The organism is Cupriavidus sp. 21MJTG02-4 (assembly GCF_057798975.1).
The window spans coordinates 173,119-186,646 of sequence record NZ_JBYOJP010000010.1 but is presented as its reverse complement, the minus strand read 5'-3'; the positions used below and the strand labels follow the sequence as shown (position 1 = coordinate 186,646).

The window sequence follows — 13,528 nt, the reverse complement described above, 5'->3', positions numbered from 1 at the left end:
GGTACCGACGGACGGTCGGACAGTCGGGCCTTACGGCTTGCCGCTGGCCAGCGCCTGCGCACGAATGGCGCTGAGCGTGGTGCGCGGCGTGATCACATCCGGATCCACCTGGATCTCGATCAGCGTGGACACCGGTGCGGCCAGCGCTTCGCGCAGCGCGAGTTCGAACGCCCCGGTCGTCGTCACCGTCGCGCCGCGCGCGCCATAGGCACGGGCCAGCGCGGCAAAGTCCGGGTTCTGCAGCGCCGTGCCCGATTCGTGGGCCGGATACTCACGCTCCTGGTGCATGCGGATGGTCCCATACATGCCGTTGTTGACGACGATGATGATCACCGGCGCGTTGTATTGCATGGCGGTGGCCAGCTCCTGCCCGTTCATCAGGAAGCAGCCATCGCCTGCCAGCGCCACGACCGTGCGCTGCGGGAACGCAATCTTTGCGCCCACGGCTGCCGGCACGCCGTAGCCCATGGCGCCACTGGTCGGCGCAAGCTGGCCGCGGCCGCCCCCCGCGAACGGACGATAGTGGAAATAGCGGTGCAGCCAGCCGGCGTAATTGCCCGCGCCGTTGGTCACGACGGCATCCGCAGGCAGCAGGCGGTCAAGGGTGCGGATCACGTCGGCCATGTCGACGCCCTGCCCCGTATAGGCGGTCGGGGCCAGGTAACGTTCGTAGTCGGCGTGCGCGTCGCGCGCCCAGTCCTGCCAGCGCGGCGGCGCCGCCGGCGACGGCAATGCGGCGAGGCGCGCGGCGATCGCCGGCATCGAGGCGTGGATCATCAGGTCCGCCTGGTAGACGCTGCCCAGTTCCTCCGCCCCGGCGTGGACATGGATCAGCTGCTGCGCCGGCCGCGGCGCGCGGATCAGCGCATAGCCGCCCGTGGTCATCTCGCCAAGGCGCGGGCCGATTGCCAGCACGAGGTCCGCGTCGCGAACGCGTTCGGCCAAGGCGGGGTTGATGCCGATACCGACATCGCCGGCATAGTTCGGGTGCCGGTTGTCGAACAGGTCCTGGCCGCGGAACGCGCAACCAACCGGCAGTGAAAAGCGCTCGGCGAACTGCTGGATCTGCACGCACGCTTCAGGCGTCCAGCCACTGCCGCCGAGCAGCACGAACGGGCGCTCCGCCGCTGCGAGTCTGTCCGACAGGCGCTGCAGGTCGTCATCGCCGGGCCAGCTTATCACGCGCTGGTAGGCCGCCAACTGCGGCACGACCGCCTCCTGCGTCAGCATGTCTTCGGGCAAGGCCAGCACCACCGGGCCCGGCCGCCCCGAGGTGGCGGTCTGGTAGGCGCGCGCGATGTACTCGGGAATCCGTTCGACGCGATCGATCTGCGCGACCCACTTGGCCATCTGGCCGAACATGCGGCGGTAGTCGATCTCCTGAAAAGCTTCGCGGTCCGCGAAGTCCTGGCCGACCTGGCCGATGAACAGGATCATCGGCGTCGAATCCTGGAAGGCCGTGTGCACGCCGATGCTGGCATTGGTGGCGCCCGGTCCGCGCGTGCAGAAGGCCAGCCCCGGGCGGCCCGTGAGCTTGCCGTAGGCTTCGGCCATGACCGCCGCGCCGCCTTCCTGGCGGCAGATGACAAAGCGCATCTGGTCGCGCCGGCGGTGAAAGCCGTCGAGCACCGCCAGGTAGCTCTCGCCAGGCACGCCAAAGGCCAGTTCGGCGCCATGCGCCAGCAGCGCATCGACCAGGATATGGCCGCCGCACATCGGTTCAGGCTGCGCGGTGCCGGCGGAAACAGGCTTGGATGACATGAAGGATCCTCGGAAAAACGCGGGAGCGCCGGAGTGGCGGGCGCGCGGGAATGCGACGCGGCGGCAGCCCGTCCTAGGCGGCCGGCGCCCGTGCCGCGGCGCCGCGGCGTAAACGGTTGCCGTTGCCGACCGTCACCGCGGTGAAGATCGACAGCAGCTGGAAGCCGCCGATCGTGAAGAACACCCAGTTGGGCAGGTGCGCGTCCATCAGCGCGCCAAAGAACAGCGGTCCGCTGGCCAGGCCGATGTCCAGCCCCGAATAGACCACGCCGTACACGCGGCCCGTGGCGCCGGCCGGCGCCGCCGCACGCACAAGCAGGTCCCGCGAAGGGCCGGCCGTACCCGCGCCGAAGCCGATCACGCCGAGCAGCGCCGGCACCAGCAGGCCCGGCGCGACGTTCAGGCCCACGAGTATGGCCATCAGCCCGGACACAGTGAAGCTCAGCGCGATCAGCCGGTCATGGTTGCTGGTGCGGCTGGCGGCAAACCCGCCGACCAGCATGCCGCCGGCGCTGCACAGCATGTAGATGGTGTAGGACGCGGTGGCCAGTGTGAAGGGAATGCCGTAGAGCTGCGTGAGCGCGGTCGGTGCGAAGCTCTGGATGCCGGCCGCCGAGAACGTGGTCAGCAGGAAGAAGGCCCAGCACACCCACACCTGCGGCAGCTTCAGGAAGCCAAGCAGGCTGCCACCGGCGCCGGCCTGCGCGGCCTTGGGACGGCCCACCGCACTGCCAAGCTCGCGCGGGTCGAGCACGTGGCGCAGGACCAGCAGCACCGCCAGCACGCCGAACGCCACGATCGACGCGGCAGCCAGTGCCACGCGCCACGTGGCCAGGTTGGCAATGGTCACGAGGAACACCGGTGCGGCCGCCCAGCCGAGGTTGCCCGAGATGCCGTGCACCGAGAACGCGTGGCCCAGCCGGGGCTGCGACACATGCTTGTTCAGCAGCGTGAAATCGGCCGGATGGAATACGCCGTTGCCCAGCCCCGCCACGCCGGCGCCGAGCAGCAGCGCGGCATAGCCGGAACTGGCCGACAGCAGCAAGGCGGCCGAGCCCAGGAACGCCAGCCCGGCAAACAGGACCGGCCGCGCCCCGATGCGGTCCACCACGAAACCCGAAGCCGTCTGCACCACCGCCGACACCGCGAAGAAGACCGTCATCAGCAGGCCAAGCTCGGCATAGCTCAGGCCGAACTCCGCCTTGATCCACGGAAACAGCGGTGCCAGCAGCAGGTGATAGAAGTGGGAGACCCCATGCGCCAGCCCGACCAGGCCGATCACCTGGGCATCATGGCGAAGCGGATTGCGGCTGGGATCGAGAGCAGCGGTAGTCATGGCGGCGGATTCGCGGGATGGAGCCAGCTGGGCAGGCAGACGCGCCGCACGCCTGTCCGCGAGGGCAGGCAAAAGCGCGCACCGAAGCTCGCATCATAGAGGAAAACCGCAACCGGCTGCATACCGGTGCAGCGCGCGCCGCAATGTCCGCGGCCGCTACATCTGCTTGAACAGGTACGCGTACTGCCTGGCCACGGGCAGCGATTCCGGCCGGTCGCGCAAGCGCAGCGACACGCGCCCCAGCGACTGCGTGACCGCGCTGGCCACGCACGCGATATTGACCACCGTGCCGCGGTGGATCTGCCAGAAGCGCTCGGGATCGAGCTGCTGGGTCAGTTCGCGCAGGCTGGTGCGGATCAGCGCTTCACCGCCGGCGGAGACCACGTTGACATACTTGTCGGTGGCTTCCAGGTAGATCACCTCGTCGACCGGGATGATGCGCACCTCCTGCCCGACCAGCGCACGGATAAAGCGCAGGTAGTTGCCCTGCGGCTCCGGCGCGCCGCGTGCGCCCATTGCCGGGTGTTCCAGCGCTTCGAGGCGATGGAGCAGTTGCGCGAGCTGGCCGTTGTCGATCGGGGCCGTGCTTGGCTCGGCCTCGGCAAGGGCCGCCGCCAGGCGCGCCTTCAGGCGCGCGACGGTCGCCTCCAGCCGCTCGTGCTGCACGGGCTTGAGCACATAGTCGACAGCGGCCCGCTCGAACGCCTCCAGCGCGAACTGGTCGTAGGCGGTCACGAATACCACCAGCGGCGGCACATCGAAGTCGACCAGCTCGCGTGCCACTTCCATGCCGCTCATGCCGGGCATGCGGATGTCGAGGAACACGACGGTGGGCTGGTGCTGGCGCGCCGCATCGAGCGCCGACACGCCGTCATGGACCACGCCGGCGATCCTGGCTTCGGGCCACAGCACCGCCAGCTCGGATTCCAGCACGCGGGCCAGCAAAGGTTCATCATCGGCAATCAGCAGGGTTGGGGTCATGGCGGAGATCAGGGGGCGTGACCAGCGTCAGCAGGCAGGATGAGCGGGCATTGGACGGTGCCCGACTCGAATGATCAAGGGCGCGGCATGGCCGGCGTTACGCCGGCAGGCGTGGCCGGCACTGCGGCGGGCACTGGCGGCGGCACCGGCAACTCGGTGTGCCGGGTCAACGGCAGCGTCAGCCGCACCACCACGCCGCGCGGCGTGTTTTCTTCCATCTGCATGCTGGCCGCCGCACCGAAAATACGCGCCAGCCGTTCGCGCACATGAGTCAGGCCCAGACCCGAGCCCTTGCCCGAGCCATGGCCAAACCCGACTCCGGTGTCGGCAATGATGACTTGCACCGCGTCGTCCCCGGCCGCGCGCGCCGACAGCGTGATATGGCCGCCGCGCATGCAGGGCTCGATGCCATGCGTCACCGCGTTCTCCACCAGCGGCTGGATCAGCATAGGCGGTATCTCCACGCCGTCCAGCGCGGGCGGCAGGTCGATGTCAAAGCCCAGCCGCGTGCCGAAGCGCATGCCCTGGATGTCCAGGTAGCTGCGCAGCAGCTCGAACTCCTGGCGCAGCGTGCACTGTTCCGCGCGCGTATGCAGGAGCGAGGTGCGCAGGAATCCGATCAGCCGCTGCAGCAGCTTGCGCGCCGCGCGCGGGTCGGTAGCGATCAGCCCGTCGAGGTTGGCCAGTGAATTGAACAGGAAATGCGGCTCGATCTGCGCCTGCAGCGCCATCAGCTGGGCGCGTACGAGCTGCTTCTCGGCCTCCTCGCGCTGCAGGGCGTCAAGCGCGGCCTGGCGCTCCAGGTAAGCGAGCTTTTCGCGCGACCAGTAGAAGTAGATCATGCTCGCCGACGCCAGCATGCCCACCACCAGGCACATGCGCAGCATGTCCCCGGTTTCGGCGGAGAGCTTTGGCGGCAAGTCCAGCACCTCGCGCGTGGCCCAGCTGCCCAGGACCACACCCATGGGCACGGCGGCAGCGGCCAGGATCAGGAATGGCCAGCGCCGCGGGCGTTCATTCCACCAGATCAGCACACGCGGGATATCGATCAGCAGCCAGATCGACAAGCCGATCAGGTGGCTATAGACAAAGTTGTGCCACAGCGTGCCGCCCGTCTGGAAGCCATAGTTGAGGCTGACGGCAATCACCGTGTTCATGCACAGCACGAACAGCAGGTCGCGCCCGAGGATGGTCAGTCGGGAAGGAATGGCGGAGGAAAGACAGCGGTCCATGGCGTTCATGTTAGCGCGGCCTGTGCCGGGTGCAATGCGGGAGGGTCCGGATGCCGGCGGTCACCGCGTGTCGCGGTCACCGGCCAGTCGTCGGGTTCAGCGCCGCAGCGCAAGCCGGCGGCCCAGCAGGATCACGCCCGCCACCACCAGCAGCACGGGCCACCAGTCATGGGCGAACTGGGCGGGCAGCATGCCGCGATGTTGCAGCAGGAGTACGCCCCCAGCCAGGATCAGAATCAACGGGACAAGCACGCCCCGGCCGTTGCGGCCAGCTTTCATGGTCTCTCTCCTTCGTCGATGGCATCGCGCGCAATATCTGTTGCGCTGCGGCATAGACCGGAGAGATGGCTTCCCCGGCATGTGCACGCACTTTACGACGCTTGTGGGCCGGAAGGAAAGTGTCTTGCGACGAATGGCGGGCGCGCGGCGCGAACCGCGCCGTGGCCGGATGGACTGCGGCGTGCGCAGCAGCCGGCACCGCAGCGGGCCACCGCCGTGGCCCGTGTGGCGATTGGAGCAGCCTGGCGCGGGTCTCAGGCTGCCAGCGCCTGCTGCGTGTCGGCTTCGCCCAGTGCGCTGCTGACGGTGTCGCGTGACAGGTGCGGCGCGAACATATTGATGAAGGCGTGCGCGTAGCCGCGCAGGTAGGCACCGCGGCGCAACGCCACGCTGGTGGTGTTGGAGTCGAACAGGTGGTCCGCGGAAATCCGCACCAGGCCGGTGTCCTTGCGCTCGTCATAGGCCATCGACGCGATGATGCCCACGCCCAGTTCCAGCTCCGCATAGGTCTTGATCACGTCGGCGTCCAGCGCGGTCAGCACGATCTCGGGCTGCAGGCCGGCCTCGGCAAAGGCGCCGTCGATCTTGCGCCGTCCGGTAAAGCCAGCGTCGTACGTGATCAGCGGAAAGCCGGCCACGTCCTCCAGCGTCGGTTCGGGCAGGCGTGTCAGCGGATGATCCGGCGACACCACCAGCACGTGCTGCCAGGTGTAGGCCTCGAACGAGGTCAGTCCGGACTCGGTGGCCAGCGCCTCGGTCGCAATGCCGATGTCGGCCTGCCCGGTCAGCAGCAGTTCGACGATATGCGTGGGCGACGCTTCCTGCAGCGCCAGCGTGACGTGCGGATAGGCGCGGCGGAACGACTGCACCACCCGGGGCAAGGCGTAGCGCGCCTGCGTGTGGGTCGTGGCGACCGTCAGGCGGCCGGTATGGCGGCCAGCGAATTCGTCGCCAGCCTGGCGCAGGTTCTCCGCCTCGAGCAGCAGGCGTTCGACAATGCGCACGATCTCGCGGCCCGGCTCGGTCAGCCCGGTCAGGCGCTTGCCGTAGCGCTCGAAAATCTCCACACCGAGTTCTTCCTCCAGTTCGCGGATCTGGCGCGATACCCCCGGCTGCGAGGTGTAGAGCGCGTTGGCGACTTCGGTCAGGTTGAACTGGCGGCGCACCGCCTCGCGGATGGATCGGAGTTGCTGGAAATTCATCGCACTGCCCCTTGTCGGCTTGTCGCCGCGCCGTTGGCGCGCGCGTTCGATTGTGGTTGTGTCGGCTGGTTGAAGACGCGCAGCTGGCGCGGCCGTACCGCAAGCAGTTCGCCTTCACGGAAGCCTGCGTGGCGGAAGCGCTCCAGCGGCAGGGCCACTTCGATCACGTCCTGGTTGTCTTCGCGCTCGAGTTCGAGCTGGGCCACCGGGCCCAGCGTCAGCGCGCGGCGCAGCGTGACGGCGATGCCGTCGGTGCCCGGTGCGTAGCGCTCCAGGTCAAGGTCGTGCGGGCGCACATAGGCCACCGCATCGCCGGCGGTCTCGTGGCCGCTGCCCACCACCGGCAGCACCGCTTCGCCGGTATGCAGCAGGCCGCCGCTCTCGCCCACTTCCAGGCGTCCGTGGAACAGGTTGACATTGCCAAGGAAGCCAAACACGAACGGCGTGGCCGGATGGTTGTAGACCGCTTCAGGCGAGCCAAACTGTTCGACATGGCCACGGTTCATCAGCACCACCTGGTCGGCCACTTCCAGCGCCTCTTCCTGGTCGTGCGTGACGAACACGCTGGTGACGTGCAGCTCGTCGTGCAGGCGCCGCAGCCAGCGGCGCAGCTCCTTGCGCACCTTGGCGTCGAGCGCGCCGAACGGTTCGTCGAGCAGCAGCACTCGCGGCTCCACCGCCAGCGCGCGGGCCAGTGCGATACGCTGGCGCTGTCCACCAGACAGCTGCGCGGGATAGCGGTCGGCCAGCCAGTCGAGCTGCACCAGCTCGAGCAACGACTTCACCTTCTCGCGGATCTGCGCCTCGCTCGGGCGTTCGGCGCGCGGCTTCACGCGCAGGCCGAAGGCCACGTTCTCGAACACGCTCATATGCTTGAACAAGGCATAGTGCTGGAACACGAAGCCCACCTGGCGCTGGCGCACGTGCTGCTGCGAGGCATCGCGTCCGGACAGCACGATCTGGCCCGCATCGGCACGCTCCAGGCCCGCGATGATGCGCAGCAGCGTGGTCTTGCCGCAGCCTGATGGCCCGAGGAGCGCAGTCAGCTCGCCCTCTTCGAAGTCCAGCGAGACGTTGTCCAGCGCGACGAAATCGCCAAAGCGCTTCTCTACGTTCTTGACCTGAATGCTCATGATGCCTGTCCTTGCAATGCCGCCAGCGGGGCTTCCGCGGCAGCGTCTTCGTATTCCTTGCGGGCGCGGAGTTCCACCAGCGTCTTGATGCCCAGCGTGACCAGGGCCAGCAGCGTCAGCAGCGATGCCACCGCGAATGCCGCCGCGAAGTTGTACTCGTTGTAGAGGATCTCGACATGCAGCGGCATGGTGTTGGTCAGCCCGCGGATATGGCCCGACACCACCGACACCGCGCCGAACTCCCCCATCGCCCGCGCATTGCACAGGATCACGCCGTACAACAGGCCCCAGCGGATATTGGGCAGCGTGATATGCCGGAACGTCTGCCAGCCCGATGCGCCCAGCACGATGGCCGCTTCTTCCTCTTCGCTGCCCTGTGCCTGCATCAGCGGAATCAGCTCGCGCGCCACGAACGGGAAGGTCACGAAGATGGTGGCCAGCACGATGCCCGGCACCGCGAACATGATCTTGATGTCATGCGCCTCCAGCCACGGGCCGAACCAGCCCTGCGCGCCGAACAGCAGCACATAGACCAGGCCCGAGATCACCGGCGACACCGAGAACGGCAGGTCGATCAGCGTGATCAGCAGGTTCTTCCCGGGAAACTCGAACTTGGCGATGGCCCACGCCGCCGCCACGCCGAACACCAGGTTCAGCGGCACGGCGATGGCCGCCACCGTCAGCGTGAGCTGGATCGCGGACAAAGCATCCGGCTCGACCAGCGCTTCCCAGTAGGTCTGCACGCCCTTGCGCAGCGCCTCGTAGAAGACCGAAGCGAGCGGCACGAACAGGAACAGCGTGAGGAACAGCACCGCCACGGTGATCAGCGTGTAACGCACCCACGGCGCTTCGCCGGTGGCGTCAAATTTATGGTGGGCCGTGCCCTGCCGCCCGAGGCGGCCCGAAACTGCGCCGGCCATGTCAGTGCTCCTTGCCCGTGGCGGGCGCTTCCAGTGCCAGGCCATCACGCGCGCCAGACTGGTGGCGGCGGGTCCAGGCCTGCAGCAGGTTGATCAGCAGCAGCAGCGCGAAGGAAATCACCAGCATCACCACGGCCACCGCGGTAGCGCCCGCGTAGTCGTATTGCTCGAGCTTGGAATAGATCATCAGCGGCGCGATTTCCGAGACCATCGGCATGTTGCCGGAGATGAACACGACCGAGCCGTACTCGCCGGTGGCCCGCGCGAACGACAGCGCAAAGCCCGTCAGCAGCGCCGGCAGGATGGCCGGCAGGATTACGCGTCCGAAGGTCTGCAGGCGCGTGGCGCCGAGGCTGGCCGCAGCCTCTTCCAGTTCCTGCTCGACGTCTTCCAGCACCGGCTGCACCGTGCGCACGACGAACGGCAGGCCGATGAACGTGAGCGCCACGACTATGCCCAGCGGGGTGAAGGCGACCTTGATGCCGAGCGGCTCCAGGTAGCGGCCGATCCAGCCATTGCCCGCGAACAGCGCCGTCAGCGCGATACCCGCCACCGCGGTAGGCAGTGCGAACGGCAGGTCCACCAGCGCATCGATCAGGCGCTTGCCGGGAAAGCGGTAGCGCACCAGCACCCACGCCACCGCCAGCCCGAAGACCGTATTGATGATTGCCGCGATCAGCGACGCACCAAAGCTCAGCTGGTAGGAAGCCACCACGCGCGGCGCCGTCACCGTGGTCCAGAAACCATCCCACGTCATCGTGAACGTCTTCAGGAACACCGCCGACAGCGGAATCAGGACGATCAGCGTCAGATAGAAGATCGTGAAGCCCAGCGACAGGCCAAAGCCCGGCAGCACGGTGAAGCGCTGGCGGCCGTTGCGTCCCGGCGCACTGCGGGTGGCGCGCGATTCTGGCGCGGCCGGGGGTGGCGTGTCCGCCAGGGAAATGGAGGGTGGCATGTCGTCTCGTCTGTGGTGGAGCCCGCGCCAGGCGGGCCCCACTTATGAAACCGGCGCATAAGGCGCCGGCCTACGAGACAAATTCTGCAGATGCGTCCTTATAAACAGAACGAATCTTTACGAATTTTCTTAGACGAATTAGATATAAGGAACTGCGGAAGCCACTTCTACGCCCGCTTCCCACGGCCCGGCCTGGTCACCAGTGGCTTCGGCGCTACCTTCGAATGCAATGCGCTGGACCAAAGTGCCGAGCAGGGCCAGTCCTTCGCCCCACTCGTCGAGGCCGGAATCCGCATTGATGTGACTCAGGCTGCCCGCATCGATCAACTCGCTGCCCCATAGCGTGCCCCAGCTGAAGGCCGTGCGTTGTGGCATCCATGGATCGTTGCGGCTCGCCACCAGGATCGTCGGGAACGGCAGCCGGTAGGTCGGCAGCAGGTGGGCGACGCCGAACTTGTCCGGGTCGGCCGGCGCCACCAGCAGCGCGCCCGCAATCCCGGCCGGATCCAGCGCCGCCTGCCGCAGCGTGGCCAGGCAGCCGAAGCTGTGCGCGACCAGCACGGCACCGCGTGCCGCCACGCGCTGTGCACGCATCACGCCCTCCGATACGCGTTCGGCCCACAGTGGCAGGCTCGGACGCGACCAGTCGTGTTGTTCCACGCGCTGCCAGTCGGGAAAGCGCTGCTCCCAGCGGCTCTGCCAGTGGCCGGGGCCGCTGCCGTGCAGGCCCGGCACGGTCAGCACCTGCAGATGCCTGGGGATATCCAGCCGGGGAACCGGCTTTCTGCTATCCGTCATGCCACCTCCTCGCTCAATGTCCGCGCGTCACGCAGGTTTGCGGGCGTTACCAGTCCACCGGCAAATGCCCCTTGCCCCAGCCCGATGCCGGCCGCCTGCAGGCGCTCCACGCTCAGCGCGTCCTGCAGCCGCCGGCCGATCAGCGTCACGCCGGAACTGGCCGCGCTCGCGCGCAGTCCGGCAAGCTGGCGATCGGTCCAGGTGCGGCGCATGTCGAGCTTGAGCCAGTCCGGCACCGCGTGCGCCATCAGCGCGCCGGCCTCGGCCGGGTCGGAGGCCTGCAGGCTCACGGCAAAGCCATTGCGGCGATAGTTTCCCACCACGTGCAGCAGCAGCGGCAGGTCGTCATTGGCACTGGCCGGCACCTGGATCACGAATCGCTCCAGCGGCAGTCCGAGCGACTGCAGCGCGCGCCGGAACGCGGCGCCGTGGTCATCCGCCACCGCGGCCAGCAAGCGGTTGTGCACATTGAGCACGAGCTTGTGCGAACCTGCGGCCGCAAAGTAATTGATCGCATGCAGCAGGCGCGACAGACGGTCCAGCGACACCAGCGTCGTGTCATCGGCCGCCATGGCAAACAGCTTCCACGCGGCCAGGCCCATGCCATCCTCCGCATAGGTATGGACCGCGCCTTCGTGTGCCACGACCTCGCGGTCGGCCAGCGTCACCAGCGGCTCGAACGCGCTGGTCAGCGAACAGTTGAAGAACTGGCCCTGCACCTGGCCGCGCGTATCGCGCCACAACTGGCGGTCGGCCAGCGGCTGCCGCGGCAGCGTGTCAAGGTAGCGCTCGAGAGCGCTCAACCTGGCTTCGGGTGCATTCGCGCCTGCGATGGCCATGCTACTGTTTCCTTTCGCGCCTCCCGGCGCCGGTATTCCGTTTGATGTTCAGGCTGCGGGCCATGCGCACATGGCCCGCGGCAACTTACAGCTTGGCAATGGATACCTCGGTCGCCTTGACCAGCGCAACGACTTCACTGCCCAGCGTCAGGCCGAGATCGCGAATCGAGCGCGTGGTAATGACCGAGGTAACGATGCCGGCCGGCGTTTCCACATCCACTTCGGAAACCACCGGGCCTTCGATGATGGCGGCGACCTTGCCGCGAAACTGGTTGCGTACGTTGATGGCCTGAATGCTCATGATAGAAGCTCCTTTCGTGAAGGCGTATGAAGATTGTGTAATGACGATGTGCGGGTTTCGGATGCGTTACACCGCGAAGCGCACCGACTCCACCGTGCGTACCAGCGACCAGTCCGCAGTGGGCTCCTGCTCGACCTGTGGTGCCGAGCCAACGGACGAGGTGTGCTGCATGACCCGGCGCAGCACACGCTCTTCCAATTGCGCGAACGCTGCCGAACCATGCTGCCGCGGCCTGGCAAGCGCGACGGGCTCATCCATCGCAATGTGGCCGTCCTCGATCAGCACGATGCGGTCCGCCAGTGCCACGGCCTCGGACACATCGTGTGTCACCAGCAGCGCGGTAAAGCCGAGCCGGCCCCACAGCGATTCGATCAGCCCCTGCATCTCGATGCGTGTGAGCGCATCCAGCGCGCCGAGCGGTTCGTCAAGCAGCAGCAGGCGCGGGTGATGCACGAGCGCGCGCGCCAGGGCAACACGCTGGCGTTGCCCGCCGGAAAGCCGTGCCGGCCATGCATCCGCGCGATCCGCAAGACCGACCTGCGCCAGCACCGCCGCCGCCTCTTCGAGACGCTGGCGCGGCAGGCCCAGCGCGACGTTTTCCAGCACGCGTTTCCATGGCAGCAGGCGCGAATCCTGGAACATCACGCGGATGTCCTGCTGCCGCGCGCGGGCCGGTTGCGCATCGAGCGTGATGGCGCCTTGGTCCGTGGCTTCCAGCCCGGCAACGAGCCGCAGCAAGGTGCTCTTGCCGCAGCCGCTGCGCCCGACGATGGCGACGAACTCCCCCGGTGCCGCGATCAGCTCGATACGGTGCAGCACCTCGCGCCCGTCATAGCGCTTGATCACCTGCTGCACGTGCAGCGCCACACCGCCGGCGGGGGCATCAGACTGGGGTGCCCGGCGCACTTCCTTCAGGTTTGCATCGGCATACGCGAGCGCAGCCTGTTCTACCGGATTGCTTTGCATGTCAGTTCTCCTCTGCTTCAGGCGGCTTGATAGCCCGGATGCCAGCGCAGCCAGAAGCGCTCCAGCCCGCGCGACATCACATCGGCCAGCTTGCCGAGCAGCGCATAGAGCAGGATGCCGACCAGCACCACATCGGTCTGCAGGAACTCGCGCGCATTCATGGTCATGTAGCCGATGCCCGACTGCGCGGAGATAGTCTCGGCCACGATCAGGATCACCCACATCAGCCCCAGCGAGAAACGCACGCCAACCAGGATGCTGGGCAGCGCGCCGGGCAGGATCACCTCGCGATAGAGCGACCAGCCCGAGAGCCCGTAGCTGCGCGCCATTTCGACCAGCCCCGGATCGACGGAGCGGATGCCGTGGAACGTATTCAGGTACACCGGAAAGAACACACCCAGCGCAACCAGGAACAGCTTGGCGGTCTCGTCGATGCCGAACCAGAGGATCACCAGCGGGATCAGCGCCAGCGTCGGGATGTTGCGGATCATCTGCAGCGTGCTGTCGAGCAGCGTGGCGGCGCTGCGGAACGTGCCGGTCAGCAGGCCGAGCAGCAAGCCCAGGCCACCGCCCACGGCAAGGCCCACAGCGGCGCGCCACGTGCTGACCCACACATGGGTCCACAGTTCACCGGAACGCGCCAGTTCCCACGCAGCCTGCACCACGGCCAACGGCGCGGGCAGCACGCGTGTGGACAGCCAGCCGTACTGCGAGGCGGCCTGCCAGGCGACGATCAGGAGCGCAGGCACTACCCACGGCGCCAGCGTGCGCGCCACGGTGCGCCATTCGCGGCGCGATGCGGTCAGGGAAGCAGACATGGCG

At 67.5% G+C, this 13,528-nt stretch carries 14 protein-coding genes; all 14 read right to left on the bottom strand.

The window, feature by feature from the left end:
• Positions 1-30 precede the first annotated feature (30 nt).
• The 14 genes from AC3FKH_RS20685 to ssuC all read right to left on the bottom strand — a co-directional run bounded on the left by AC3FKH_RS20685 (position 31) and on the right by ssuC (position 13,524).
• Entirely contained in the window at positions 31-1,761 is a 1,731-nt protein-coding gene (locus tag AC3FKH_RS20685; protein ID WP_488677673.1) for a thiamine pyrophosphate-binding protein, read from the bottom strand.
• A gap of 73 nt (positions 1,762-1,834) precedes the next feature.
• On the bottom strand, positions 1,835-3,097 hold the full coding sequence (locus AC3FKH_RS20680) for an MFS transporter (RefSeq protein ID WP_488677672.1): 1,263 nt from the start codon (positions 3,095-3,097) through the stop codon (positions 1,835-1,837).
• 156 nt (positions 3,098-3,253) lie between these two features.
• Positions 3,254-4,078, bottom strand: coding sequence for a LytR/AlgR family response regulator transcription factor (locus tag AC3FKH_RS20675; protein ID WP_488677671.1), 825 nt, complete (start codon positions 4,076-4,078; stop codon positions 3,254-3,256).
• A 74-nt stretch (positions 4,079-4,152) separates the two neighbouring features.
• A complete protein-coding gene (locus AC3FKH_RS20670; RefSeq protein WP_488677669.1) occupies positions 4,153-5,319 on the bottom strand; it encodes a sensor histidine kinase in 1,167 nt (388 codons plus the stop codon).
• A gap of 87 nt (positions 5,320-5,406) precedes the next feature.
• Complete coding sequence (locus AC3FKH_RS20665) at positions 5,407-5,589, bottom strand: LiaI-LiaF-like domain-containing protein (protein ID WP_488677668.1); 183 nt, start codon at positions 5,587-5,589, stop codon at positions 5,407-5,409.
• Between the two features lie 254 nt (positions 5,590-5,843).
• Positions 5,844-6,791, bottom strand: coding sequence for a CysB family HTH-type transcriptional regulator (locus AC3FKH_RS20660; protein ID WP_488677666.1), 948 nt, complete (start codon positions 6,789-6,791; stop codon positions 5,844-5,846).
• A complete protein-coding gene (locus AC3FKH_RS20655; protein WP_488677664.1) occupies positions 6,788-7,924 on the bottom strand; it encodes a sulfate/molybdate ABC transporter ATP-binding protein in 1,137 nt (378 codons plus the stop codon). The genes AC3FKH_RS20660 and AC3FKH_RS20655 overlap by 4 nt, the downstream gene beginning before the upstream one ends.
• Positions 7,921-8,844 (bottom strand): sulfate ABC transporter permease subunit CysW, encoded by a 924-nt coding sequence (gene cysW / locus AC3FKH_RS20650; protein WP_488677663.1) that lies wholly within the window; start codon positions 8,842-8,844, stop codon positions 7,921-7,923. The genes AC3FKH_RS20655 and cysW overlap by 4 nt, the downstream gene beginning before the upstream one ends.
• A gap of 1 nt (position 8,845) precedes the next feature.
• Entirely contained in the window at positions 8,846-9,802 is a 957-nt protein-coding gene (gene cysT, locus AC3FKH_RS20645; RefSeq protein ID WP_488677661.1) for a sulfate ABC transporter permease subunit CysT, read from the bottom strand.
• 138 nt (positions 9,803-9,940) lie between these two features.
• Entirely contained in the window at positions 9,941-10,600 is a 660-nt protein-coding gene (locus tag AC3FKH_RS20640) for an RBBP9/YdeN family alpha/beta hydrolase (protein WP_488677660.1), read from the bottom strand.
• Positions 10,597-11,439 (bottom strand): EAL domain-containing protein, encoded by an 843-nt coding sequence (locus AC3FKH_RS20635; protein ID WP_488677659.1) that lies wholly within the window; start codon positions 11,437-11,439, stop codon positions 10,597-10,599. The genes AC3FKH_RS20640 and AC3FKH_RS20635 overlap by 4 nt, the downstream gene beginning before the upstream one ends.
• Positions 11,440-11,524: 85 nt before the next feature.
• Positions 11,525-11,740, bottom strand: a complete 216-nt coding sequence (locus AC3FKH_RS20630) for a TOBE domain-containing protein (protein ID WP_011298135.1) — start codon at positions 11,738-11,740, stop codon at positions 11,525-11,527.
• Positions 11,741-11,806: 66 nt separating this feature from the next.
• Positions 11,807-12,706: an ATP-binding cassette domain-containing protein gene (locus AC3FKH_RS20625; RefSeq protein ID WP_488677658.1), complete on the bottom strand. Its 900-nt coding sequence runs from the start codon at positions 12,704-12,706 to the stop codon at positions 11,807-11,809.
• Between the two features lie 17 nt (positions 12,707-12,723).
• Positions 12,724-13,524 carry an aliphatic sulfonate ABC transporter permease SsuC gene (ssuC, locus tag AC3FKH_RS20620; protein ID WP_488677656.1) on the bottom strand — a complete coding sequence of 267 codons (801 nt, stop codon included), beginning with the start codon at positions 13,522-13,524 and terminating at the stop codon, positions 12,724-12,726.
• Positions 13,525-13,528: the final 4 nt, after the last annotated feature.

Bases quoted from the DNA above. Each gene is read 5' to 3' on its own strand.
- AC3FKH_RS20685 (WP_488677673.1), bottom strand. From the start codon at position 1,761: ATGTCATCCAAGCCTGTTTCCGCCGGCACCGCGCAGCCTGAACCGATG.
- AC3FKH_RS20680 (WP_488677672.1), bottom strand. From the start codon at position 3,097: ATGACTACCGCTGCTCTCGATCCCAGCCGCAATCCGCTTCGCCATGAT.
- AC3FKH_RS20675 (WP_488677671.1), bottom strand. From the start codon at position 4,078: ATGACCCCAACCCTGCTGATTGCCGATGATGAACCTTTGCTGGCCCGC.
- AC3FKH_RS20670 (WP_488677669.1), bottom strand. From the start codon at position 5,319: ATGAACGCCATGGACCGCTGTCTTTCCTCCGCCATTCCTTCCCGACTG.
- AC3FKH_RS20665 (WP_488677668.1), bottom strand. From the start codon at position 5,589: ATGAAAGCTGGCCGCAACGGCCGGGGCGTGCTTGTCCCGTTGATTCTG.
- AC3FKH_RS20660 (WP_488677666.1), bottom strand. From the start codon at position 6,791: ATGAATTTCCAGCAACTCCGATCCATCCGCGAGGCGGTGCGCCGCCAG.
- AC3FKH_RS20655 (WP_488677664.1), bottom strand. From the start codon at position 7,924: ATGAGCATTCAGGTCAAGAACGTAGAGAAGCGCTTTGGCGATTTCGTC.
- cysW (WP_488677663.1), bottom strand. From the start codon at position 8,844: ATGGCCGGCGCAGTTTCGGGCCGCCTCGGGCGGCAGGGCACGGCCCAC.
- cysT (WP_488677661.1), bottom strand. From the start codon at position 9,802: ATGCCACCCTCCATTTCCCTGGCGGACACGCCACCCCCGGCCGCGCCA.
- AC3FKH_RS20640 (WP_488677660.1), bottom strand. From the start codon at position 10,600: ATGACGGATAGCAGAAAGCCGGTTCCCCGGCTGGATATCCCCAGGCAT.
- AC3FKH_RS20635 (WP_488677659.1), bottom strand. From the start codon at position 11,439: ATGGCCATCGCAGGCGCGAATGCACCCGAAGCCAGGTTGAGCGCTCTC.
- AC3FKH_RS20630 (WP_011298135.1), bottom strand. From the start codon at position 11,740: ATGAGCATTCAGGCCATCAACGTACGCAACCAGTTTCGCGGCAAGGTC.
- AC3FKH_RS20625 (WP_488677658.1), bottom strand. From the start codon at position 12,706: ATGCAAAGCAATCCGGTAGAACAGGCTGCGCTCGCGTATGCCGATGCA.
- ssuC (WP_488677656.1), bottom strand. From the start codon at position 13,524: ATGTCTGCTTCCCTGACCGCATCGCGCCGCGAATGGCGCACCGTGGCG.